The sequence below is a fragment of the Streptomyces sp. SID12488 genome, assembly GCF_010548275.1.
Lineage (GTDB): Bacteria > Actinomycetota > Actinomycetes > Streptomycetales > Streptomycetaceae > Streptomyces.
Genome location: NZ_JAAGLT010000010.1, coordinates 160551 through 183894, shown reverse-complemented (window position 1 = coordinate 183894; position 23344 = coordinate 160551). Strand labels below are relative to the sequence as shown.

Annotated in this window: 18 protein-coding genes and 1 pseudogene; 10 read left to right on the top strand and 9 right to left on the bottom strand. The window is 68.9% G+C overall.

Features of this window, described 5'->3' with window-relative positions:
* Position 1: 1 nt before the first annotated feature.
* Complete coding sequence (locus G3I56_RS18275) at positions 2-2071, bottom strand: PA14 domain-containing protein (protein WP_164410097.1); 2070 nt, start codon at positions 2069-2071, stop codon at positions 2-4.
* A 151-nt stretch (positions 2072-2222) separates the two neighbouring features.
* Positions 2223-4214, bottom strand: a complete 1992-nt coding sequence (locus G3I56_RS18270) for a PA14 domain-containing protein (protein WP_164410095.1) — start codon at positions 4212-4214, stop codon at positions 2223-2225.
* Between the two features lie 406 nt (positions 4215-4620).
* On the opposite strand from G3I56_RS18270, the gene G3I56_RS18265 reads away from it, so the two are divergent.
* Positions 4621-5748 (top strand): substrate-binding domain-containing protein, encoded by a 1128-nt coding sequence (locus G3I56_RS18265; protein WP_203690129.1) that lies wholly within the window; start codon positions 4621-4623, stop codon positions 5746-5748.
* A 65-nt stretch (positions 5749-5813) separates the two neighbouring features.
* Here G3I56_RS18265 and G3I56_RS18260 read toward each other — a convergent pair whose 3' ends face one another.
* From G3I56_RS18260 to G3I56_RS18250, 3 genes are all read right to left on the bottom strand, one after another.
* Positions 5814-6656: a transglutaminase family protein gene (locus G3I56_RS18260; protein WP_164410278.1), complete on the bottom strand. Its 843-nt coding sequence runs from the start codon at positions 6654-6656 to the stop codon at positions 5814-5816.
* A gap of 86 nt (positions 6657-6742) precedes the next feature.
* Positions 6743-7684 carry an alpha-E domain-containing protein gene (locus G3I56_RS18255; RefSeq protein ID WP_164410093.1) on the bottom strand — a complete coding sequence of 314 codons (942 nt, stop codon included), beginning with the start codon at positions 7682-7684 and terminating at the stop codon, positions 6743-6745.
* Complete coding sequence (locus tag G3I56_RS18250) at positions 7681-9228, bottom strand: circularly permuted type 2 ATP-grasp protein (RefSeq protein ID WP_164410091.1); 1548 nt, start codon at positions 9226-9228, stop codon at positions 7681-7683. The genes G3I56_RS18255 and G3I56_RS18250 overlap by 4 nt, the downstream gene beginning before the upstream one ends.
* A 444-nt stretch (positions 9229-9672) precedes the next feature.
* Here G3I56_RS18250 and G3I56_RS18245 point away from each other — a divergent pair, with 444 nt between their 5' ends.
* On the top strand, positions 9673-10782 hold the full coding sequence (locus G3I56_RS18245) for a helix-turn-helix transcriptional regulator (RefSeq protein WP_164410089.1): 1110 nt from the start codon (positions 9673-9675) through the stop codon (positions 10780-10782).
* On the opposite strand, the gene G3I56_RS18240 is transcribed toward G3I56_RS18245, so the two are convergent.
* Positions 10733-11713 (bottom strand): helix-turn-helix transcriptional regulator, encoded by a 981-nt coding sequence (locus tag G3I56_RS18240; RefSeq protein ID WP_164410087.1) that lies wholly within the window; start codon positions 11711-11713, stop codon positions 10733-10735. The two genes, G3I56_RS18245 and G3I56_RS18240, sit on opposite strands and share 50 nt — an antisense overlap.
* Before the next feature lie 17 nt (positions 11714-11730).
* A complete protein-coding gene (locus G3I56_RS18235; RefSeq protein ID WP_164410275.1) occupies positions 11731-12708 on the bottom strand; it encodes a helix-turn-helix transcriptional regulator in 978 nt (325 codons plus the stop codon).
* Between the two features lie 380 nt (positions 12709-13088).
* Here G3I56_RS18235 and G3I56_RS18230 point away from each other — a divergent pair, with 380 nt between their 5' ends.
* From G3I56_RS18230 to G3I56_RS18215, 4 genes and pseudogenes are all read left to right on the top strand, one after another.
* Positions 13089-13403, top strand: a complete 315-nt coding sequence (locus G3I56_RS18230) for a (2Fe-2S)-binding protein (protein WP_164410085.1) — start codon at positions 13089-13091, stop codon at positions 13401-13403.
* A 329-nt stretch (positions 13404-13732) separates the two neighbouring features.
* Positions 13733-16315, top strand: a pseudogene (gene clpB / locus G3I56_RS18225) (ATP-dependent chaperone ClpB); the annotation flags it as partial.
* A gap of 226 nt (positions 16316-16541) precedes the next feature.
* On the top strand, positions 16542-17075 hold the full coding sequence (locus G3I56_RS18220) for a YbjN domain-containing protein (RefSeq protein ID WP_164410083.1): 534 nt from the start codon (positions 16542-16544) through the stop codon (positions 17073-17075).
* 167 nt (positions 17076-17242) lie between these two features.
* Positions 17243-17728, top strand: a complete 486-nt coding sequence (locus G3I56_RS18215; RefSeq protein ID WP_164410081.1) for a prevent-host-death family protein — start codon at positions 17243-17245, stop codon at positions 17726-17728.
* A gap of 14 nt (positions 17729-17742) precedes the next feature.
* Here G3I56_RS18215 and G3I56_RS18210 read toward each other — a convergent pair whose 3' ends face one another.
* A complete protein-coding gene (locus G3I56_RS18210; RefSeq protein WP_164410079.1) occupies positions 17743-18345 on the bottom strand; it encodes an ATP-binding protein in 603 nt (200 codons plus the stop codon).
* Between the two features lie 150 nt (positions 18346-18495).
* Between G3I56_RS18210 and G3I56_RS18205 the strand changes: the two genes are divergently transcribed.
* From G3I56_RS18205 to G3I56_RS18195, 4 genes are all read left to right on the top strand, one after another.
* Entirely contained in the window at positions 18496-19410 is a 915-nt protein-coding gene (locus G3I56_RS18205; RefSeq protein WP_164410273.1) for a helix-turn-helix transcriptional regulator, read from the top strand.
* Positions 19367-19489: a DUF397 domain-containing protein gene (locus G3I56_RS43915; protein WP_343239981.1), complete on the top strand. Its 123-nt coding sequence runs from the start codon at positions 19367-19369 to the stop codon at positions 19487-19489. The genes G3I56_RS18205 and G3I56_RS43915 overlap by 44 nt, the downstream gene beginning before the upstream one ends.
* 297 nt (positions 19490-19786) lie before the next feature.
* A complete protein-coding gene (locus G3I56_RS18200; RefSeq protein ID WP_203690128.1) occupies positions 19787-20758 on the top strand; it encodes a hypothetical protein in 972 nt (323 codons plus the stop codon).
* Between the two features lie 84 nt (positions 20759-20842).
* Complete coding sequence (locus tag G3I56_RS18195) at positions 20843-21028, top strand: hypothetical protein (RefSeq protein ID WP_239134960.1); 186 nt, start codon at positions 20843-20845, stop codon at positions 21026-21028.
* Here G3I56_RS18195 and G3I56_RS18190 read toward each other — a convergent pair.
* Complete coding sequence (locus G3I56_RS18190) at positions 21021-23027, bottom strand: hypothetical protein (RefSeq protein ID WP_164410077.1); 2007 nt, start codon at positions 23025-23027, stop codon at positions 21021-21023. The genes G3I56_RS18195 and G3I56_RS18190 overlap by 8 nt on opposite strands.
* Positions 23028-23344 lie beyond the last annotated feature (317 nt).

Here is a 23344-nt window from a genome sequence, read left to right as displayed (position 1 = left end):
CTCACGCCTCACTCGGCAGTGTCACGGTGTAGTCCACGTTGGTGAAGGCCTCGGTGCCGTCAGCTGCCACGACCGAGACCACGTAGTGGTTGGTGGTGCCGGTGGGTGCGGTGAGGTCGGTGTAGCGCTTGGTGGTGGCGGCCAGCGGCACCTCGGTCAGCCGGACGTACGTGCCCGTCGAGCCGTCCCAGCGGTAGACGTTGAAGCCTGAGGTGTCACACGTGACGGTGGAATATGCGACGCAGCTCCACGACAGCACCCCGCTTCCCGTCGTCGCGTTTGCCGACGCGGACAGATACCACTCCGCCGTGTCCTCGTGGACGACCGTCGGAGTGAGGTCCAACTCGGTGTAGGTGACCTGGGAGACACTGCTGTCCCAGGCAGCGCGGTCCTCGTCCTCGTACGTCAGGGAGTTGCCGTAGATGTCAACGGCGATGACGTAGTACGTCTTGGTCTCGCCGTTCGCGGGCAGTGGGCCGTCCGTGTACGTGGTGGTGTCGGCATTCACGGTGGCGATGTACTCGCAGTTGTGGTTGCTGCCGCAGTGGTCTCCGTCGGGGTCGCCCGCATAGACCCAATAACGGTCGAGGTCGGTCGCCGTGCTGGCGTCCCAGTTCAGCCGGACGCCGTATTCCAGCGGCTCGGCGGTCAGGCCGGTCACGGGCGGTGGCGGGCTCTCGTCACCGGGGCGAGTGACGGTGATCTCCGAAGAGTCGCCGGAGTAGCGGCCGGCGGTGTTCACACGGTCCATCACGTAGTGGTACGTGACGCCCCGGCGGGCGTCGTAGTCCGTGCAACGGTGGATCGTGTTGCCGGACGCGTCGGTTCCGTCCGCGCTCTTTGTGCAGTCGATCCGCGTGTTGTTGTCGGAGACGACCGGGGACGTCCGTGAGCGATACACGGAGTAGTCCGCGGTCTTACTGCCCAGGGGATCGGTCCAGGTGAACACCACACCCCAACTGGGGGTGGTGACCGCGATGTTCGACGGCGGCGCGATGCTCCGCGTGCTGCTGACGACGTTGGATGCCGCGCTGTTCCCGGCCGCGTCGACCGCGACGACCTCGTAGTCGTACGGATCGCCGTATCTCGCCGACGTGTCGGAGTAGCTCGTGGACGTGGTCTCGGTGAGCTTGGTGAACGAGTTCTCGTTGTCGGCCTGACGGAAGACCCGGTAGGTCTTCACCCCCTTGGACGCCGCCCAGGAGAGGTTGTTGGCCGCTTCGACGCCCTCGGCGGTGAGTACCGGACGGGTGGGCGGAGTCCTGTCGTCCGTGGGAACGGGGCCCTGGTCGGTGCTGCCCGCGGACTCGTTGCCCGCCTTGTCGTAAGCGCGGACCTCGTAGTAGTAGTCGTCTCCCGTGGAGGGCTGGTTGGTCGTGAACCGCAGGCCGGTTGTGGTGCCTGCCCTGGTCCAGTTGCTGGAGCCCGCGATCCGCCGGTAGACGCGGTATCCGGCGAGGTCCAGTTCCTTGTTCGGCGCCCAACTCACGATGCCCACCGCATCGGCGGTCTGGACCAGGAAATTGATGTCGGCCCCGGTCGGCGCGAGTGGCCTGACCTTGTCGACCGTCGCCGAAGTCCTGGGCGTGTAGGCGAAGTTGACGTTCGCGTTGCCTGTCCAGGCGGCGTAGTCGACGCGGAGGGTGTGCTTGCCCTTGGGGACGGTGAGGTTGACGGTCTCCTTCTGGGTCGTCGTGACGTTCTTCCACACGTTGACCTTGACCGCACCGTCGACGTAGACGCGGATGCCGTCCTGCGCTGCGACGCTGAGGGCGAAGGGCCCGCCGGACCCGAAGTCCCGCGTCACCGTCCACCGCACGCCGAAGTTGTCCTTCGGGAGGCCGGTGGCGGGGGCTCGCGCGCCCCAGTTCTCGGCGATGGCGGTGTCGCAGTCCGTCTTCTTCGGGGTGCCGGAGAAGGTGGTGTTCGCGAAGAACTGGCGCTTGTAGACGGGAGAAGTGCACGTCGTAGCGGCGGAGGCGGCCGGGGCTGCGGTGCTGAGCAGGGCGCCGGCGGTGGCGAGCACGAGGGCGGTGGTGGCTGCCTGCGTCGTGCGTCTGGCTGGGTTCAAAGCGGTCCTTCGAGTCCTGATCGTCAAACGACGAGAAGTGGGCCGTTGACGATCAGGACCGGCGAAGGTGTGAATTGGTTGTACGGCTGGTGTGATTTTGTTCGAAAGGTAAGAACGGGCCGCGTGGGGCGCGTGGGAACCGCGGCCGGGCTCAGCCCACCTTGAACGAGATCGTGCTCGCCGGGCCCTTCCGGCCCCCGTAGTAGTCCACCGTCCGCACCTGGAGTATGTAGAAGCCGGACCTGGGCGCTGTCCACGTGAGGGTCGAGTTCGTGGTCGTGGTGTAGCCCGTGTCGCTGGTGAACTTGTACTCGTAGCCCCAGATCAGGCGGTCCGAGGTCGGGGTCAGGGTCGCGGTGAGCGGAGTGTCCGCACCGCCGTGCGCCACGCAGTCGTTCGCTGTGCACTCCGTGTACGGGGCGGACAGGGTGATCGTCGGCGGCAGCGGCGCGGTGGACGTGGCCGGGGTCTCCCGGGTCACCGTGACCACTCCCTCGGGGGCCGACTCGTTGCCGTACTGGTCGAGGGCGACCACGTAGTAGGACGCGCGCCCGATCGGGGCCGTCCTGTCGTCGTAGAGGGTGGCCGTCACCTTGTCCGCGCTGATCCGCGTCCAGGCGTCGTTCGTACCCGTGCGGCGGTAGACCCGGTAGCCGTAGTGGGCGTCCGTCGAGAAGTCCCAGGTGAGTACGGTGGCGCTGTCGCGGAGTGTGCCCGTCAGGCCCGTGGGCGCCGCCGATTCGCCGGGCGCGGGGCGGGTCGCCGTCACCGCCTCCGACACCGGGGAGATGTTCCCGTACGCGTCGATCGCCTGGATCGTGTAGGTGACCGGGACGCCTGCCTCCGCCAGCTGGTCGTTGAACGAGGTGCCGAGGGCGATCTCCGGGCCGTCGGGGTCGGACCCGCCGGCCGGGGCCGCCCACACCTCGTAGCGCTCCACGTCGGCCGAGGAAGCCTGCCAGCGGACCGCGTTGCCCGCCGTCGTACCCTCCGCCGTCAGGCCCGTGACCTGGTCGGGCGCGGTGGTGTCCGGCTCACCCGGGTCGACCGTCGCGGACGGGACGGACTCGTTGCTGTACTTGTCCACGGCCGTGACGCGGTAGTACGCGCGCTGCTTGATGTTCTCCGTGGAGTCCGTGTAGTAGGTGTCGCCGATCGCCCAGCTGATCCGGGTGTACGGGCCCTGCGGCGCGCTCGCGCGGTAGACGCTGTAGGAGAACGCGTCGGCGACCGCGTTCCAGTCGAGCCGCAGCGTGGACGCGGCCACCGTCACCTTGACCCCGGTGACCTGCACCGGCGCTGTCTTGTCGACGGTCGTCGCTGTCACGTCGGTGCTGCCGGTGGACTGGTTGCCGGCCTTGTCGTGGGCGCGTATCTCGTAGGCGTACGTCTGGCCGGTCTTCGGGATTGTGGAGTCCGTGTACGTGGTGGTGGCGGCGGTGGTCGTGGCGAGGGGGGTGCTGCCGAACTTCGTGCCGTTCAGGGCGCGGTAGATCTTGTAGCCGGAGAGGTCCATCTCCTTGTTCTTCGCCCAGGTGAGCTTGGCCTTGCCCGTTGCCTTGTCGTACGTGACGGTGGGTGCTGTCGGGGCGAGGGGTTTGACCTTGTCGACGGTCGCCGAAGTGCGGGGTGTGTAGGCGAAGTTGACGTTGGCGTTGCCGTTCCAGTTGGCGTAGTCGACGCGGAGGGTGTGCTTGCCGGAGGGGATGGTGAGGTTGACGGTCTTCTTCTGGATCGTCGTGACGTTCTTCCAGAGGTCGACCTTGACCTTGCCGTCCAGGTACACCCGGATACCGTCCTGCGCGGCCACGGTGAGGGCGAATGGTCCGCCGGACCCGAAGTCCCGTGTCACGGTCCAGCGGACGCCGAAGTTGTCCTTCGGGAGGCCGGTGGCGGGGGCTCGCGCGCCCCAGTTCTCGGCGACGGCGGTGTCGCAGTCCGTCTTCTTCGGGGTGCCGGAGAAGGTGGTGTTCGCGAAGAGCTGCCGCTTGTAGACGGGGGAGGCGCACGTCACGGTGGCCGCCGAGGCGGGGGTGGCGGCGGCCACCGCGGTGAGCAGCCCGCCGGCGGCGGCGAGCACGACAGCGGTCGCGGTGGTGCTCCTCGCGGCTCCCGTGACCGTCGTACTTCTGGCTGAGATCATTCGGTCCTTCGCATTCTTCGCGTCCGTTCCGGAACGGCGGTATCCAGCCGTCGATCTTCAGGACTCGTGAGGAACGCGCTTGGTTGTACGGATCTTGGACGGGGTCCGGACGGGCACTGGGCGGGTTCTGGACGGGTTCCGGACGGGTCTCCGTGCGCTCGGTCCGCTCGGTCCGGACACTTGATGGAGAGGGTGCGAAGGCTGTTGACGCAGACTTCCGCCACTTCTTCACGCAGGCGACGGAGTGTGATGTTGCACTCCGGATCAGTAGTTCCGCTTGACGCGTGCGGGCTCGCGCGCGTTGTCTTTTCAGACACATGGGCCGCACTGCTGCGTCCACGTCCTAAAAGCACCTGAAGTGAGCACCCGAATGTTTCGTCTGACTCGTCCGGCTCGTCCGATTCACATGAGTCGCGTGGCTCGTTTGCGTCGTTCCGTCACGGCCGTGGCCGCCTCCGTGGTCACGGTCTCCCTTGCCGCAGGCTGCGGCGCACTCGACGCCGGCGGGGAAACCGCTTCCGCGACCCCCGCCAAGGGCAACGACATCACGGTGGGGCTGCTGCTTCCGGAGACGGCGAACACTCGGTACGACAAGTTCGACTACCCGATCATCAAGAGCAAGGTCGAGTCGCTCACCAGCGGCCAGGGCAAGGTCGACTACGCCAACGCCGGTGCGGACTCCGCCAAGCAGGCCAGGCAGTTGCAGCAGATGATCGACGACAAGGTCGACGTCCTGCTCCTCGACGCCGTGGACGCGCACGCCATCGCGGGCGAGGTCAAGAAGGCCAAGGACGCCGGGATTCCGGTCATCGCGTACGACAGGCTGGCCGAGGGCCCCATCGACGCGTACATCTCCTTCGACAACGAGCTCGTCGGCGAGGTGCAGGGACGTTCCCTCCTGGAGGCCCTCGGCGGTGGGGCCAACGAGTCGAAGAAGATCGTCATGATGAACGGGTCGGTGACCGACCCGAACGCCGCGCAGTTCAAGAAGGGCGCCCTCTCCGAGCTGAACGGCAAGGTGACGATCGCGCAGTCCTTCGACACCAAGGACTGGAAGCCGGAGAACGCCGAGGCGAACATGACGAAGGCCATCGCGGCCATCGGAGAGGACAACATCGCCGGCGTCTACTCCGCCAACGACGGCATGGCGGGCGGCATCATCGACGCCCTGGAGGCCGCGGGCGTCACCAAGCTGCCGCCGATCACCGGGCAGGACGCCGAACTGGCCGCCGTGCAGCGGATCATCTCCGGCGAGCAGTACATGAGCGTCTACAAGTCGTACCCGCAGGAGGCCCAGACGGCGGCCGAGATGGCCGTCGCCCGCATCCAGGGCCGCGACATCCAGTTCGACGCCCTCACCCGGGACAAGGTCGACAGCCCCACGACCAAGGACGTCCCCGCCCAGCTGGTGAGCGTCGTCGCCCTGACGACGGCCAACATCAGGAGCACGGTCATCGAGGACGGCATCTACAAGGTGTCCGACATCTGCACCGCGAAGTTCGAGGACGACTGCGAGGCCCTCGGGCTGAAGTAGCCGCACACCGTCCGCGGGCATGGCGTGTACCCCGGGGTACACGCCATGCCCGCGGACGGGTCATTTCAGGCCACTCGCGTGAACTCCACCGTCACCTCCGGCGGCCCCCCGGCCACTCCCCGGTACACGCCCTTGTGCGGTGTCACGTCGTCGTAGTCGCGCCCCCGGCCGACCACCACGTGGGACTCGTCGGCGCGCGTCCGGTTCGTCGGGTCGTAGCCGCACCAGTCGCCCGCCCAGTACTCGACCCAGGCGTGGGACTGGCCCTCCACCGGGCGGTGCAGTTCCGCATCCCGCTCGGGGTGGAGGTAGCCGGAGACATAGCGGGTGGGCAGGCCGAGGCCCCGCAGCAGCGCGATCGTCACATGGGCGATGTCCTGACAGACGCCCGCGCCCTGCTCCCACGCCTCCGCCGCCGACGTGTTGACGCCCGTCGTACCTGGCAGGTACGACACCCGGTCCGCGACCAGCGCCGACACCGCCGTCGCCGTCTCGTGCGGGTCGAGACCCACGGCCACCTCCCGCGCCCGCGCCACCAGCTCGGGCGGCACCGTCGTCCGTCCCGTCGTCGTCGCGTACTCCAGCAGCCGGGAGGTGGCCGTCCGGTCGGCCACCTCGGCCCAGCTCGGCGCGGGGCCCAGGGGACCCGGCGGGGCCGTCTCCACCAGGCTCTGGGCGGTGATCGTGAGGTCGGCGTGCGGATCCATCAGGTCGAAACCCGTGACCTGCGTGCCCCAGTAGTCCCAGTACGACCAGGTCGACGTTGCCGGGTTCACGGTGACCCGGGCGTCCAGCGTGGTCTGGCCGGGGAGCGTCAGCGGGGTCATCCGGACCTCGTTGTGCGAGGAGATCACGGCCTGCGCGTACGCGACATGGGTGACGTGCCGGATACGGAGCCGGCGGGTCATCGGCGCGCTCGTCGACATGATGCTCGTCCCGCCGCTCGGCAGGCCATCGGCTCCGCCGCTCGTCATGCTGCCCGTCTCATTGCCGCTCATACTGCTCGCGCTCCTTCCTGTGCCCACTCCACGGGCCCCTGGTACGGGAAGAACTTCTCCGCGACCGCCTCCGCCGAGGCCATGCAGGCGGCCTGCAAGTCCTGTAGCAGCACCGGGAGTTGGTCTTCCATGGCCTGCGAGTCCAGATACTCCAGGCGGGTGCGCAGCCGCCCGATCGGGCGCCGGGCCGGGTCCTGGCGCGGGCGGCCCAGGGCCGCGAGGCACTCCTCCGCCGTGGTCAGCGCGTGCAGCGCCGAGCGCGGGAAGTCCCGGTCCAGGAGCAGGAATTCGGCCACTCTTGGAGTGTCCCCGAAACCGCTGTAGATACGCGCGTACGCCTCGTCCGCGCCGCTCGCGCTCAGCAGCGTCGGCCAGTCCGGGGCGTGGGCGGCGTCCAACACCCGTACCGACAACAGCCGTACGGTCATGTCCACCCGCTCCAGGCTGCGCCCCAGGATCACGAACCGCCAGCTGTCGTCCCGGCTCATGGTCGAGTCGGCGAGACCGAAGAAGAGCGCGGATCTGCGCCGTACGAGCTCCAGGTAGGCGTACGGGCCCGTGCGTCGGGCCGCGAGCCGCTGGTCGGCGAGGGCGTGCCAGGTGGAGTTGAGGCACTCCCACATCTCCGAGGAGACGGCTTCCCGGGCGCTTCTGGCATTGAGCCGGGCCGCACCGAGCGCGCCCTCGATCGCGCACGTCGAGCGGGCGTCGAAGGCGAGCTGGTCCAACACCTGTTGCATGTCCACGGGTTGGCCGCCCGCGTCGACGCCCAGGATCGCGTAGAGGGAGCGGCAGGCCGCGTCCTCGTCGCGCCAGGGGTCCTCCAGCAGGCGGTGCAGATAGGCGTCCAGGATGCGGCTCGTGGCGTCCGCCCGCTCCACGTAACGGCCCGTCCATGTCAGGGCCTCGGCTATCCGGGAGAGGATCACGTCGTTCACTGCTGCTGCGCCCCTTCCTGTACGAGGGTGAGGTTGCCGTCGGGTCCGTGCTGGCGCGGGGCGACCTCGGGCGGTGCGCCGGCCGGTGGTACCGGGGTCGGGGTCTCGGCGGGCCCCTCGGCGAGCACCCAGGTGTCCTTGGAGCCGCCGCCCTGGCTGGAGTTGACGATGAGGTTGCCTTCCTGGAGGGCGACGCGGGTCAGCCCGCCGGGCAGGACCCAGACCTCGTTGCCGTCGTTCACGGCGAACGGGCGCAGGTCGATGTGGCGCGGCGCCATCCGCTCGCCGGCCAGGGTCGGGGAGGTGGAGAGCGCGACGGGGCGCTGCGCGATCCAGCCCCGGGGGTCGGCGGCCACCGCCGCCCGGCACTGCTGGAGGGTCTTCCGGTCGGCCTTGGGGCCGATGACGATGCCCTGGCCCCCGGCGCCGTCGACGGGCTTGATCACCAGCTGGTCGATCTGGTCGAGAATGGCTTCCAACTGGCCCGGCTCGTCCGGACGGAACGACTCCACGTTCGGAAGAATCGGTTCTTCGGAGAGGTAGTACCGGATCAGATCGGGTACGTAGGTGTAGAGCAGCTTGTCGTCCGCGATGCCGTTGCCGACAGCGTTCGCGAGGGTGACGGTGCCCGACTGGGCGGCGTTCAGGATGCCCGGGCAGCCGATCAGCGAGTCGGGCCGGAAATGGAGCGGGTCGAGGAAGTCGTCGTCCATTCGTCGGTATACGACATGGACGGGCACCTCACCGCGCGTGGTCCGCATCCACACCCGGTTCTTACGGCACACCAGATCGTGCCCCTCGACCAGCTGCACGCCCATCAGCCGGGCCAGCAGGGCGTGTTCGAAGTAGGCGGCGTTGCTCGGACCGGGGGTCAGGACCACGACCCGCGGATCGGTGACCCCGGCGGGCGCGGCGGCGCGCAGCGCGGCCAGCAGGCGCTGCGCGTAGCCGTCGACGGGGACGACGTGCTGCTCGGCGAAGAGGGACGGGAAGACGCGGGTCATCGCCCGCCGGTTCTCGATGACGTAGGACACCCCGGACGGCACCCGGACGTTGTCCTCCAGCACCCGGAAGTCCCCGGCCTCGTCCCGGACGAGGTCGATGCCGGCGACATGGATGCGTACCCCGCCCGGTGGCTCGATGCCCTGGGCGGCCCGGTGGAAGTGCGGTGAGCTGAGCAGCAGCCGCCAGGGCACGACGCCGTCCTCGAAGGCCCGGCAGGGCCCGTAGGCGTCCGCGAGATAGGCCTCCAGGGCCCGTACCCGCTGGGCGACCCCGCGCTGGATGAGATCCCACTCCAGCGCTTCGAGGATCCTCGGTACGAGGTCCAGCGGCCAGGGCCGTTCCTCACCCGCGAAGGCGTAGGTCACCCCGCGGTCGGTGAACGCCCGGGCCATCTGGTCGGCCCGGAAGCGCAGCTCGGTCGGCTCGATGGGCTGGAGTGCCGCCAGTACCGGCTCGTAGGCGGCCCTGACCTCACCCGGCCGCACAAACATCTCGTCCCACGCGTCGGCCAGCGCGTACGCGTCAAATATGTCCGCCATGGCCTGACGGTAGGGGCGGGACGTAACGGGACGATCTCCGAGTGATTTCCGGCAGCTCACGCGAAAGTTGTGGTACGCGCTTTCACTCCGGTCTCCTCGGATCTCCTCAGACCTTCTCAGGTCTCATCGGGTCCCTTCGCGCCGCGCCGGGCAGGCTGATGGCCCCGGCCGGACGGTGACGTCCTGCCGGGGCCGCTTCGGGCGTTCCCCCGTTCGCGCCTCGCGGCGGCCCCGTTACGCCCTTGGGAAGCGATTTCCACAATGCCCTCACGCGCAACGTCCCACCACCGTCAGCTTGTTGCAGGGACACGGGCGGAGGAGGGGCGAAAGTCGGACATAGTAAGGGGATTGGGGGCGCGTGGCGGACCTCGCCTTGTTGCGGACCACGTCCGGGCCGCGCATAGTGGCGCTGCAAAGTGCTGGAACCAGTAGTGGGATGGGGCGATGGCCGGGCACGGGACGGACGAGCATCCACACGGTGCTGACCGACTGTGCGAGGCCGGGGATCGCGTGTATTCCCGGGCCGTACGGCGGGGCCGTGTGCCGCGCCGGGACGCCGAGACGGCGCCGTGCCTGCTCGAACTCGCCCTGCTGCACCCCGACCCCGACGACATGGCCTGGCTGGTGCCGACCTCCCCGCAGGAGGTCATGACCCGGCTGCTGCGCGGCGTCTACGACGAGGTCAGCGCGAGTCAGGGCCGGGTGGGCTCGGCGGTCGCGGCCTTCGAGCGGTACACCTCCCTCGGCGGGGAGAGCCAGTACGCCGGCTCCGGTTCCCGTACCGGGACCGGTACCGGCGGTGGCCCCGGGTTCGGCTTCGGCGAGGGCACGGCCCTGCGTGTCCTGGACGGCCTCGCCCGTATCCAGACCGCGATGGACGAGGCGACCCAGGCGTGCACGACCGAGGTGCTCACCGTCCAGCCCGGCGGCATCCGCCGCGAGTACGAACTCTCGGAGGGCCTGCACCGGGCGCTCGAACTGCGCGGGCGCGGTGTGCGGATGCGCGGCCTGTACAACCATGTGGCCCGGCACGGTCAGGGACTGCTCAACTACCTCGAACTGGTGGGCGGAGCCGCCGAGGCGCGCACCCTCGACGAGGTGATCGAGCGGCTGATCCTCTTCGACCGCACGGTGGCCTTCATCCCGGCGAACGCGGAGCGGACGGTCGCGCTGGAGATCCGCCACCCGGCGCTGGTGCGCTACCTGGGCACGGTCTTCGACCGCCTGTGGCGCCTGGCGGTCCCGCTGACGGCCTCGCTCCCCGACACGGGCATCGAGGGCATCTCGCACCGGGAGCGGTCCATCGCCACCCTGCTCGCGGAGGGTCACCAGGACGCTGTGGTCGCCGAACGCCTGGGGATCAGCGTCCGCACCTGCCGGGCACACATCGCCCGGCTCTCGGAGACGCTGGGGGCGGCCAGCCGGACGCAGCTGGGGGTACGGATAGCGCAGGCGGGCCTGGACTGCCCACCGGCCGTCACCGCGCCGGGCGGCGGCACGGCACTCAGCCTTCCGGCGCCGACTCCGGCTCCAGAATCCCCGACTGCCCGATGAGGTAACCGAGTTGGGCGCGGCTCTCGCTGCCGAGGGTGGCGGCGAGCTTGGCGATGTGGACGCGGGCGGTGCGGACGTTCATGCCGAGGCGGGTGGCGATGACGGCGTCGGTGTGGCCCTCGACGAGCAGGGCGGCGATGGCTTGCTGACGTGGCGTGACGCCGTCGAGGGACGGGAGTTGAACGGCCTGCGGATACATCGGGGTGGCCAGCTGCCACAGCCGATCGAAGGTGGTGGCGAGGTAGTCCACGAGGACCGGGTGGCGGATCTCCAGGGCGAGGGTGCGTTCTTCGTTGGCGGGGATGAAGGCGACGGTCCGGTCTACGATGATCAGCCGCTTGGTCAACTCGTCCAGGGTTCGGGCCTCGACGTCGCCGGTCAACTGCTCGTATCGGGCGCGGACGACCAGGGAGTGGCGGAACGTGTGCTGGTAGAGGGTGCGGATCCGTGCGCCCCGGTCGAGGAGCGCCTGATCACGCGTCAGAGCGTCGGCCAAAACCACAGGGGCGCGACCGTTGTGGGGCTGGATCGTGAGGAGTTCGCTGGAGGCGTCTGCCATGCTCTGGGAGATGGCAAGGTTGATCCGGTCGATGCCACTGAGGACGCTGATCATGGGTGTATCGGCCACCGCGTCCGGGACATCGATGCGCATGAGCGGCTCGAACGCTTCGGCCAGCAGCGACTCCTGCCGCCGCCTCCTGGCCGTGTCCTCCGCGCTCTCGTGCAACAGCCGGGAGAGGGCCACTGCGGCGGCCAGCGGACGCAGTCGGCGCGGGTTCTCGAGGTCGGGCCGAAGCAGCCCGAAGTCGATCAGGCAGGGAGCATCGCCGGCCTCGTCGTCCGGCACGTGGCCCTCGCGCAGCGCGCGGACGTAAAGGCTCATGCCTGCCTCGCACAGTTCCTCAGCCCCGTGCGGGTGCCGTTCAGCCACCGGTGACTCCCTTGTGCTCAGTGTTCCTGGTCGAGGATCCCCGACTGCGCGATCAGGAACCCGAGCTGGGCGCGGCTGCCGCTGCCGAGGGAGGTGGCCAGCTTGGCGATGTGGGCGCGGCAGGTGCGCACGTTCATCCCGAGGCGGCGGGCGATGGCCTCGTCGACGTGGCCCTCGATGAGGAGCTTGGCGATGGAGTGCTGGATGTCGGTGAGGCCGTCGGGCGCGGTTTCGTAGGGGGCGCCAGCACTCAGCGGGACCGAGCGGGACCACATGAACTCGAACACCTTGATCAGATAGCGGACGAGGCCAGGGTGACGAAGCTCCAGGGCGACCTTCTGGTCGTCGCGAGTCGGGATGAAGGCGACGGTCTCATCGCAGATGATGAGGCGCTCGACCAACTCGTCGATGGTCCGGTACTCCACCTTGCCGTTGGAGAACCGGTCCACGTAGGCCTGTTTCTCGGCGCTGTAGCGGGCGGTGTGCTGATAGAGGGTCCGGATGCTCACACCACGTTCGACCAGCGGCCTGTCGCGCTCCAGCCCCTGGATGAGGCTGCGCTCGGGGCGGTGGCCGCTGGGCTGGACGGTGAGCATCTCGGTCCGGCACTGGGCTGTGGCCAGGTCGAGTGCGGCGTTGATGCGGTCGTTGCCCTCCAGCACGGTGATCGAGTGTGTGCTTGCCGTTGACTGGGCACTGAGAGCCATGAACGGCCCGAACGCGTCGGCCAATTCGATCGACAACCGACGGCGCTCGGTGATCTCGGTTTCTATGGGGTTGAGCCGCTGAGCCAGAGCGACCGCCGGAGGCACGGGACGCAGCCATTTCACGTCGTCGGGATCAGGATGAAGCAGGGCGAATTCAATCAGGCAAGGAGCGCTTTCCGCGTCGGTGCGGGCTATGCGTCCGGTGCGCAGAGCGTCCGCATAAAGGCGGCCACCCTCCTCGCATAGATCGGTCACCGCGTGGGGATGTGTCGCTTTAGTCCTATTCATCACCAAATCTCCACCCCCCAGGGTCCTGAACGTGCAGGAACATGATGCATCGATTATGTGGCCATGACGTGCCCGAATGAGCCATCGTTCTACTCAACGGGGGAAGAGGGACCTTCAAGTGAGGATGAAGCCGACTATGCGTAACAGAATGCTTCACTCGGTGCTTGTCGCCGCCTTCTCCGCCGTCGTGGGGTTCGGAACGCTCAGTGGCATCTCCGGCGGGAAGGGCGACACTCGAGCGGACAGTGTCTGGCCGACGGCGGTCGAGACCGTCACTGTTGCCGGTGACAGCGTATGGCCGGTTGCTCCTGCGCGCCCAGATGACAGCGTTTGGGCCTGATGTGACCACTCCCCCTGACGACCGCTCCTTCCGTCGCGAAATGGCAACCGCCTACCGCTCCGGCTGGCACTTCATCGACCTGGTCACTGCCGTCCCCCACAGTGGTGACTCGCTCATGGTGACCGTGTTCGGAGAGCCGGTCGTCGTGACGCGGGACGACGAGGAAGACGTAAGGGCATACCGGTGTCTGCGGCGGCCTCGGGGGGCGCCGCAGCCCGTACGGTGTGCGATTCGGTACGGAATGATCTTTGTGAACCTGGATCAGCGCGATCACCGGCTGGACCACCCCGACATCCCGGACATCCCCGATTTCCAGGACGTACAGACCATCTCAGCCACCCCCCGCAGTGCCTGACGCGATTCCCCCGTCGCAGTAGATCGCTCAGGTACTTCCCCCCAGTAGCGGCGTCACCGTGACCTGAACACGGTGACGCCGCTGCTGTTTCCGGTGAAATATCAGGGTTTGAGGGTGTCCCGTCCCGGATGCCGCGCCCGCTCGCTTGGCTGAAAACGGCCGCCCGCCGCCTCTGCTTCCGCCGCCCATCCGTCAATGAGGATGGGCGGTTTTTGGTCTGCCCAGCCACCCCGTCCACCTTGAGTTGAATAGACTCAACTTTGTGTACGCTGGCTGTGTCAGCCATGACCGGGATCAGTACCGGGTTACAGGGAAGGGAGACAGCGACTGTGGACGCCGAGCTGACCAACAGGAGCCGGGACGCGATCAATGCGGCCACCAGCAGGGCCGTGTCCGGGGGGCACCCGGACCTGACCCCCGCGCACCTGCTGCTGGCGCTGCTCGCGGGGGAGGACAACGAGAACATCGTCGACCTCCTGGTCGCGGTCGAGGCCGACCAGGCGGCCGTACGCGCGGGCGCCGAGCGCGTCCTCGCGAACCTGCCCAGCGTGACCGGCTCGACCGTCGCGCCCCCACAGCCCAGCCGGGAACTTCTTTCGGTCATCGCCGATGCGGCCGAACGGGCGAAGGAGCTCGGCGACGAGTACCTGTCCACCGAGCATCTCCTCATCGGCATCGCCGCGAAGGGCGGCCCCGTCGGGGACGTACTCTCCCAACAGGGCGCCGGCGCGAAGAAGCTGCTGGACGCGTTCCAGAAGAGCAGGGGAGGGCGTCGCGTGACCACAGCCGACCCCGAGGGCCAGTACAAGGCCCTGGAGAAGTTCGGTACGGACTTCACGGCCGCCGCCCGGGAGGGCAAGCTCGACCCGGTCATCGGCCGGGACCAGGAGATCCGCCGGGTCGTCCAGGTCCTGTCCCGCCGTACGAAGAACAACCCGGTGCTCATCGGTGAACCGGGCGTGGGCAAGACGGCCGTCGTCGAGGGTCTCGCCCAGCGCATCGTCAAGGGCGACGTACCGGAGTCGCTCAAGAACAAGCGCCTCGTCTCCCTGGACCTCGGCGCGATGGTCGCCGGGGCGAAGTACCGGGGCGAGTTCGAGGAGCGCCTGAAGACGGTCCTGGCGGAGATCAAGGGCTCCGACGGCCAGATCATCACCTTCATCGACGAACTCCACACGGTCGTCGGCGCGGGCGCAGGCGGCGACTCCTCGATGGACGCCGGCAACATGCTGAAGCCGATGCTGGCCCGTGGTGAGCTGCGCATGGTCGGCGCGACGACCCTCGACGAGTACCGCGAGCGGATCGAGAAGGACCCCGCCCTGGAGCGCCGCTTCCAGCAGGTCCTGGTCGCGGAGCCGAGCGTCGAGGACACCATCGCGATCCTGCGCGGCCTCAAGGGCCGGTACGAGGCCCACCACAAGGTCGTCATCGCGGACAGCGCCCTGGTGGCCGCGGCGACCCTCTCCGACCGCTACATCACCTCCCGTTTCCTCCCCGACAAGGCGATCGACCTGGTCGACGAGGCGGCGTCACGCCTCCGTATGGAGATCGACAGCTCCCCTCTTGAGATCGACGAACTCCAGCGCGCCGTGGACCGGTTGAAGATGGAGGAACTCGCGCTGGAGAGGGAGACCGACCCGGCCTCGCGCGAGCGCCTGGAACGGCTGCGCCGCGATCTCGCCGACAAGGAGGAGGAGTTGCGCGGCCTGACGGCCCGTTGGGAGAAGGAGAAGCAGTCCCTCAACCGGGTCGGCGAGCTGAAGGAGAAGCTCGACGAACTCCGCGGCCAGGCCGAACGGGCCCAGCGCGACGGCGACTTCGACTCCGCCTCGAAACTCCTCTACGGCGAGATCCCCACCCTGGAAAGGGACTTGGAGGAGGCCTCAGAGGCCGAGGTGGAGGCCTCCAGGGACAAAATGGTCAAGGAAGAGGTCGGCCCCGACGACATCGCGGACGTGGTCGGCGCCTGGACCGGCATCCCGGCCGGCCGTCTCCTGGAGGGCGAGACCCACAAACTCCTGCGCATGGAGGAGGAGTTGGGCCGCCGTCTGATCGGCCAGTCGGAGGCGGTCCAGGCGGTGTCGGACGCGGTACGGCGTACACGCGCGGGCATCGCGGACCCGGACCGTCCGACGGGCTCCTTCCTCTTCCTCGGCCCGACGGGCGTCGGCAAGACGGAACTAGCGAAGGCCCTGGCCGACTTCCTCTTCGACGACGAGCGGGCGATGGTCCGCATCGACATGTCGGAGTACGGCGAGAAGCACAGCGTCGCCCGCCTCGTCGGCGCCCCGCCCGGCTACATCGGCTACGAGGAGGGCGGCCAGCTGACGGAGGCGGTGCGCCGCCGCCCGTACAGCGTGGTGCTCCTGGACGAGGTCGAGAAGGCCCACCCGGAGGTCTTCGACGTCCTCCTCCAGGTCCTGGACGACGGCCGCCTCACGGACGGCCAGGGCCGCACCGTCGACTTCCGCAACGCGATCCTGATCCTGACGTCGAACCTCGGCAGTCAGTACCTGGTCGAGCCGCTGACGTCGGCGGAGGTGAAGAAGCAGCAGGTGCTGGAGGTGGTCCGGGCCTCCTTCAAGCCGGAGTTCCTGAACCGCCTGGACGACATGGTCGTCTTCTCCGCCCTGAACGGGCAGGAACTGGAGCGCATCGCGGGCCTCCAGATCGGCCGCCTCGCCAAGCGTCTGGCCGAACGCCGTCTGACGCTGGACGTCACCCCGGCCGCCCTGGCCTGGCTCGCCGACGAGGGCAACGACCCGGCGTACGGCGCCCGCCCCCTGCGCCGCCTGATCCAGACGGCGATCGGCGACCGCCTCGCCAAGGAGATCCTGGCTGGCGAGGTGAAGGACGGCGACACGGTACGGGTGGACGCGTTCGGGGAGGGCCTGATCGTGGGACCGGCGACGGATCCGGAAACGGGACCGGGAACGGGACCGGCAGCGGGACCGGAGGCGGGACCGGCCACGGGCAAGACGCTGTAGTCGTTGGCTGCGGCACGCTGTTTTCGGACGCTCACGGCCGGTGCGGGAGGGCGACTGTTGCCGGTCGGGGGCGAAGCAAGAGAGGGTGGGGAGCGTACGTCTGGTCTCAGCGATGGCCGGACGAGCCAGACGACTGCAGGAGTGTTCACGTATGACCATCGACCCGTCCTCGATCCCTAACTTCGGGGGCCAGCCCGAGCCGCAGCAAGGCCCGGCAGGCCCCGTCGTTCCGGACCAGGACCTTGTGAAGCAGCTCCTGGAACAGATGGAGCTGAAGTACGTCATCGACGACGAGGGTGACCTCGCCGCGCCGTGGGAGCAGTTCCGCACGTACTTCATGTTCCGTGGTGAGGGTGACCAGCAGGTCTTCTCGGTGCGGACGTTCTACGACCGACCCCACCCGATCGAGGGGAAGCCCGCGCTGCTCGAGTCGATCGACGACTGGAACCGGCGGACCCTGTGGCCCAAGGTGTACAGCCACACGCACGACGACGGCACCGTTCGCCTGATCGGCGAGGCGCAGATGCTGATCGGGACGGGCGTCGCCCTGGAGCACTTCGTGTCGTCGACGGTGAGCTGGGTGCGGGCCGCGATCGAGTTCGACAAGTGGCTCGTCGAGCAGCTCGGCCTGGAGCCGGACGCCGAGGACGCCGAGGACGAGAAGCCCGCGGACGACGCAGAGTAGTCCTGTCTGCACGTTTTTACGTCTTTACGCCTGTGCATGGAGGAGCCCGGCCGGGGAGGCCGGGCTCTCGCCGTTTCCGGGCCGGGGTTCTCGGCGCAGCTGAACAGCCCGAGCGCGCCGACGGAAATCAGAGTGCAGTCTGATTGCAGTCCGAGTATGGTCTGAGTATGACCATCGCGCAGTGGGTACCCGAATCGGACGCCGTCACGTTCACCGATCTGTCGCGGAACCCGAAGGCCGTGGCAGCCAAGGCCGCTGCCTTGGGATGTCTGCGTGTCACGCATCGGGACGCCCCCGACATGGTGCTGACCACGGCCATACACGCGGAGCGCGCCGCGGAGAACCTGACCACCGCGTCCCGGTTGTTCCTTGCCCTGATGAAGCAGGACGACGGTGTCAAGTCGCTCCTGCTCGCGCTGCCCGAGGTGTTCCCGTGGGTACGTCACCTGGACAGCGACGAGGCCCGGGAATTCACTGTTGAGCTCCTGGATGCACTGTCCGATGCCGCTGAGCTGGGTACCAGGGAGGCTGTGCACCGAGCGATCGTCTCGTGGCGAGCGACCGCCCGCATCAACGCCGACCCTGACCGGCTCAGGGAAGCACTCCGTCCGCTGGGTGACGTCGATCTCGGTCCGGTCGAGGACGCCGAGTAGCGTCCGTCGATCGTTCAGCTCACGGCAGGGCGACGACCATACTCGCCGACCTCTGCGGGGGCAGACGTGTGAGACGGCACGACGAGGGGCCCGGCGGCTGCCGGGCCTCCGTCGTTGACGGTTTGAGCCCGCGTTTCGATCTGTACGTCCGCCCATACCGTCTTGCCCACGGGTTGCCGAGGCGCCCACCCCCAGCGCACGGCCAGGACGTCCACCAGGAGCAGTCCTCGCCCGGACTCGCCCACGGGGTACGACGACGGCGTCGCCGTGGGTGGCCGCTTCGCGGAGGCGGCGTCCGCGACCTCGACGCGAACCAGGCCCGCAGCCGTGTCGAGAACGAGCCGGAGCCCGAAGTCCCGCCCGGCGATCCGGCCGTGCCGCACGGCGTTCGCGGCCAGCTCGCCGACGACGAGGGCGACCGCGCACGACGCGTCCGACGCCGACGGGTGACCCCACTCCTCCATGCGCCGGACGGCGAGGTGCCGGGCGAGCCGGGCGCCTCGCGGCGAGGAGGCGAACTGCTCGGTGAATGAGGGGAGTTCACGCGACTCGTCTCCCGAGGTGGTCGTTCCTGTCAACACGGCTGGTCCGTCCTTGTCTGTCGAGTTCGGCGCCATGGCGTCATCCCTTGGCGTACGTGATTCGTCACGTTCCGTACTCAAGAGTCGTCCGGTCGACCTACGCTCGACAGGTGACACAGCCTTACTTTTCACCCCGTAAGGAACGGAAGTGACGCTTTGGCCAACGGAATTGACCCCAGCGCGTCGATGGCGGCGCTGTTCGGCTCCCGGGTGCGCAGGCTCCGTACGGCGGCCGGACTGACCCAGGCCGAACTCGGCGTCAAGGCACACGTGGTGAGCACCCGGATCACACAGGTCGAGCGGGCGTCCGGAGCGAGGCCGACGCTGGAGCTGGCGCGTGCGCTGGACGTGGCCCTCGGCGCGAACGATCTGCTGATCGACCTGTGGCCGTACGTGTACCGGGAGGCGTTTCCGGACTGGTTCCAGAAGTTCATGGAGTACTCGGCACGGGCGGTGGTCATCAGGCAGTACGCGGCTCACGTGGTGCCGGGTCTGTTGCAGACGGAGGACTATGCGCGGGCACTTCTGCGGGTCGGCCGAACGCTCGGCAGCGAGGAGCAGTTGGAAGAGCGGGTCGCCCTCCGCATGGGACGACAGGAGCGTCTCGGCGCGCCCGGTCGACCCGAACTGTGGGCGGTCCTCGACGAGTCGGTGCTCAGGCGTCCGGTCGGCGGACTGGAGGCGATGCGGGAGCAGTTGGCGCGGCTGCTGGGGACGGTGACGGAACCTCACATCACTCTGCAGGTGCTGGCGTTCGACCAGGGCGAGCACGAAGCCCTGGGCGGCTCGCTCACGGTGCTCACCATGCCGGACGGCTCGGAGATCGCCTACACGGAAGGCGCGCACTACGGCCAACTCATCGAGGATCCGGACGAGGTCAGGAGTTTCGTGCTGACCTACGATCGGCTGCGGGCGGCTGCTCTGCCCCCGCTCATGTCACTGGACATGATCCGATCCGTGATGGAGGACAACCACCGTGGAGCGAAGGTCCCTTCCCGAACTGAACGGCGCCGCCTGGCGCAGGAGCAGCTACAGCAATCAGGAGGGGGGCGACTGCGTGGAGGTGGCCGACGGGTTCCCGGCCGTCGTCCCGGTGCGTGACAGCAAGGTCCCGCACGGGCCGGTGCTGTGCGTCGAAACCGCCTCCTGGGCAGCCTTCATAGGCGAGTTGAAGGCCTGACGCCACCATCCCCGAGGCGACCGGGCCCCGGTCGCCGTCCGTCGTACGGGCTCACCGGGCCCTTGTCCGCGAGGGTCCGGCGGGCCACTGACCTCCCCAAAGAACCGGGGGAAAGAACTACCCACCCACCCACCCTCCCCGGCCGCGAGGCCCGCGTCACCCGTACGAGTGACCGGCTTGCAGGGGCGGGATCCGGGCGGTTACGTTCGCCGCGACAACCGAAAACAGAAACGGCCCCCGCCGGGATTCCCGTCCCGAACGAGGGCCTGACCAACTCAGGAAGAAGCAAGCTTCCCGATGGCTGAGCCGCAGTCTAACGCGCGCCTGCGCGCCGACGCCGGAGCACCGACCTCCGGCGTGATCCATGTCCGCACCCGCCTCACGGCCGACTTCACCGTGATCTCCAACGCCCTCGCCCAGCGACGCGGCAGCGCGGTCACGGTCGGCGTCGCGGCGTACATCGCCTCGCTCCCCGACCGCTCCTCGGTGACCATCACCGCCCTGTGCGAGCACTTCAGCGAGGGCGAGATCCTCATCTCACGGGCACTCAGGGAACTCGAAGCGGCCGGATATCTGGAACGCCGCCGAGAGCGACTGCCCACCGGGCAGATCCGCACCCGGACGTACTTCTACGACGTCCCGGGCGGCGATCCGGGAGCCGACTCGGACTCGGACTCGGACTCGGATCCGGATCCGGATCCGGACGGGCCGCCCGAGCCGCCGAAGCCGCCTCGGCCCCGAAAGCGGGCCGCCGCTGCTGCGGTCACCCCCGCGTTCGTACCTGCACCCGTCGAGGAAACGGTGGCGGCGCCCGTACGGGCCGAGGTGGAGGCGGAGGCACCGACCCCGCTCGCCGACAGCGACAGCGGCAGCGGCAGCCTGGCCGAGGCCGACCCGCAGGCCATCGCCGTACTCGCCGCCCTGCGCCGGGTCGACCCCCGCCTTGTCCTGACCGCGCGGGAAGCCGCCCGCCTCGCCCCGGCCGTCTCGCAGTGGCTCGCTGCGGGCCTCCTGCCCACACACATCACCGACCACCTCACCGCCCGGCTCCCGGACACCTTCCTGACCCGCCCGGCGGGCATCCTCGCCTACCGGCTCAAGGAGACTCCGCTCGCCCTGCCCGCACCGGCCAGAGGCACAGGTCCCGCAGCCCGCCCGACAGCCGTGCCCATGCGGAACTGCGACGGCTGCGACCGGGGATTCCGCGCGACGGAACCCGGCCGCTGCCGAAACTGCAGGTCGGGGCAGCACCTCCGTGCGGCCGGCTGAGGCGGTGGCTGGGCATGTGGTCCACCGGCAGTTGGAAGCCTTGATGTGCGTCGATGCGAAACTGCGCCAAGAGGTCTGCAACACGTGATGCAGACCCTCCAGTTGCACTCGCTCTCCGACGCCTTGCGTGAAGGGCTTCGGCTGCTCACTCGCGAGGCGACCGAAGTCGCCGCCTCGCGGGAGATCCGCGACTTCTACCAGGGCGCGAAGGCTCCGACTCCCGCAGGTGTTCTGCCCGCGACCGCGGACGACATTGTCAGGATCAGCTGACCTTGACCGTCCAGGACGAGGAGTACGTGTTCGTCAGATCGGTGGTGGCCGGGCGGTAGACCCGTAGCGTCCACGTTCCCGCGCGCGAGAAGGTGATCTTCGCGGTGGCGCTGCCGCTGCTGGTGAGGGTGGCCCTGGTGAGGGTCACCCACGTGCCGTCCTTCTTGAGGGACTGGAAGAGCAGTCCGGTCCCCTGGACGTAGGGGGAGCTGAGCGCGGTGTAGGACACGGGCCTGGCGTGGACCGCGGTCCTGGCCGGGTTCCTGACCGTGAGTACGGCCCTGACCTGCGCGGTCAGGGCCTTGCTGGTCGAGGACGCCCACGTCGGGTTCTTCGCCGCGGTGACGGCACGCCAGGTGCCGTTGTACCTGGCGGTCGTGGTGTAGGAGGCCTTGCCGGTGCTGTCCGCGGTGACGGTCGCCTGGGTCTTCCAGGCGGTGGTCCCCGTCCGCTTGTACTGGAAACCGACCTTGGCACCGGCCGCGGCCTTGGCGCCGGTCTGGGTCACGGTGGCGGTGAAGGTCGCCTTACTGCCGTAGGTGCTGGTGGCCGGGCCGGTCAGCTGGGTCGTCGTGGCGGCCAGGACGCGGATCGGCCGGCTGCTGACGGTGGTGTCGCCGTACTGGGAGACGCTGGTCAGCGTGACGTCGTGCATCCCGGTGGTCGTGGTCTTCCAGGTGCCGGAGGGCCGCGCGGGATAGCTGCCGGTGGCGAACGTCGTGCCGTCGACGTCGAGGGTCCAGTGCTCGGCCCGGCTGACGCCGTCGGCTGCGGACGTCGTGGCGGTGAACTTCCGGCTGCTGCCCGCTACGGGGAAGTCCTGGAAGCCGTCCGTCCAGGTCGGTGTGACCTCGGACACCACCCTGACCGGCAGGTCCACCCGGCCGTGGGCGCCACGGTTGTCGACCGTGTCGAACGCCAGCGTGTGGGCGCCGTAGGGGAGTTGGCCGAGGTCGGCGAAGAAGCGGTCAGGGTTTCCCTCGTAGGTGTACGCGCCGACCGGCGTTGTCGCCTGTGCCTTGCCGTCGAGCGACACGGTGGTGCTGACCGGGTAGGCGTAGTTGAAGTTGGACGGAAACGCCTTGTTGAGCGACGGCGGGTAGGCGTAGTTCACCATCACCGGCGTCTCGCCCGGGTGGATGACGGTGTCGAGCTTCGGCGTGATGGTGAAACCGTGGTCGACCAGGGTGGCGGCCCGGGCCGGGGAACCCGGGCGGCCGTCCTTGTCGTAGGCCACGACATAGACCTCTCCGGCCCACAGGCCGGCCCGGACCGCACTCGTGTCCAGGGTGGTGGTCCATGTCGCGCCGCTTGCCGGGGCGGTCAGGTCGACGGGGGCGGGCCAGGTGCTGTTCGAGCTGAAGTACCGGACGCGCGAGACGCCGTTGTCGCCGGTCGCGGTGGCTCGTAGGGACAACTCGCGGTCCGCGGACAGGCCCACGGGCTGGTGGTTGGTCCAGGCCTCGTCTCCGGGCAGATCGGGCAGGGTGACGACCGGCCGCTCGTTGTCGACGGTGACGACGGCGTTGGCCGTGACGGTCCGCGGGCGGGGGCTGTCCACCTCGACGTGGACGGTGTTCTCGCCGTCGTTGACCAGCGGCACGGTCACCCCGTTCGCGGAGCCCCCGAACTGCTGGGTGGCGGCGGTGCCCAGGGTCGCGTGCAGGGTGCAGGAGGGCAGGCAGTCACCCGGGCTCAGCCGGAAGGCCTGCTTGACCGTGCCGGTGCCCTGGTACACGCCGCTGCCGGTGATGCTGACCACGGCAGTGGTCGGCTCGTCGCCCGGGTCCGCGTGCACCGTGAAGGTGACATCCGTCGTGCCGGTGATCGTCTGCCCGGCGCTGACCGTGCCGTCGCCTCCGGCGTCCGAGGAGATGCCGTCGAACGTGATCACGGCACCGGTGTCGTCCGCGACAGCCGCCGACGCGGGCACGACGGCGCACAGCATGGCAGCGCTCGCGGCAACGGCGAGCGATCTGACGGATCGGGATATACCCACGTCTCTCCTCCTGGGCCTTTGACCCTGGCTCGGCGGAGGCGCCGGGTGCGGTCCGCACGCCGCCTCCGACCAGAGCCCGGTTCCATGGCGGACCCGGAAACGAGGGCGGAACGCAGACCACCCCCGGGCCACTGTGCGTGGGCGGGGAGTGGTTGGCCTGTGTGGCGGCAACTCGATGATCTTTGGACGGACTCCGATCGCGTGTCAAGAACCTCGCCATTTGTCCCAAGGAGTGGAAAGCCCGTCGACAGCGGACTTCGAGTTCACCGTCGCCGGCGAGGAACCGGCAGTGAGCCACCCGGCCGATTCAGGACGCC

Coding starts and splice junctions, on each gene's coding strand:
- G3I56_RS18230 (WP_164410085.1), top strand. CDS start 13,089: ATGGCAACCGCCTACCGCTCCGGCTGGCACTTCATCGACCTGGTCACT.
- G3I56_RS18200 (WP_203690128.1), top strand. CDS start 19,787: ATGGCTGAGCCGCAGTCTAACGCGCGCCTGCGCGCCGACGCCGGAGCA.
- G3I56_RS18215 (WP_164410081.1), top strand. CDS start 17,243: ATGACCATCGCGCAGTGGGTACCCGAATCGGACGCCGTCACGTTCACC.
- G3I56_RS18210 (WP_164410079.1), bottom strand. CDS start 18,345: ATGGCGCCGAACTCGACAGACAAGGACGGACCAGCCGTGTTGACAGGA.
- G3I56_RS18220 (WP_164410083.1), top strand. CDS start 16,542: ATGACCATCGACCCGTCCTCGATCCCTAACTTCGGGGGCCAGCCCGAG.
- G3I56_RS18235 (WP_164410275.1), bottom strand. CDS start 12,708: ATGAATAGGACTAAAGCGACACATCCCCACGCGGTGACCGATCTATGC.
- G3I56_RS18205 (WP_164410273.1), top strand. CDS start 18,496: ATGGCGGCGCTGTTCGGCTCCCGGGTGCGCAGGCTCCGTACGGCGGCC.
- G3I56_RS18250 (WP_164410091.1), bottom strand. CDS start 9,228: ATGGCGGACATATTTGACGCGTACGCGCTGGCCGACGCGTGGGACGAG.
- G3I56_RS18245 (WP_164410089.1), top strand. CDS start 9,673: ATGGCCGGGCACGGGACGGACGAGCATCCACACGGTGCTGACCGACTG.
- G3I56_RS18265 (WP_203690129.1), top strand. CDS start 4,621: ATGAGTCGCGTGGCTCGTTTGCGTCGTTCCGTCACGGCCGTGGCCGCC.
- G3I56_RS18260 (WP_164410278.1), bottom strand. CDS start 6,656: ATGACCCGCCGGCTCCGTATCCGGCACGTCACCCATGTCGCGTACGCG.
- G3I56_RS18270 (WP_164410095.1), bottom strand. CDS start 4,214: ATGATCTCAGCCAGAAGTACGACGGTCACGGGAGCCGCGAGGAGCACC.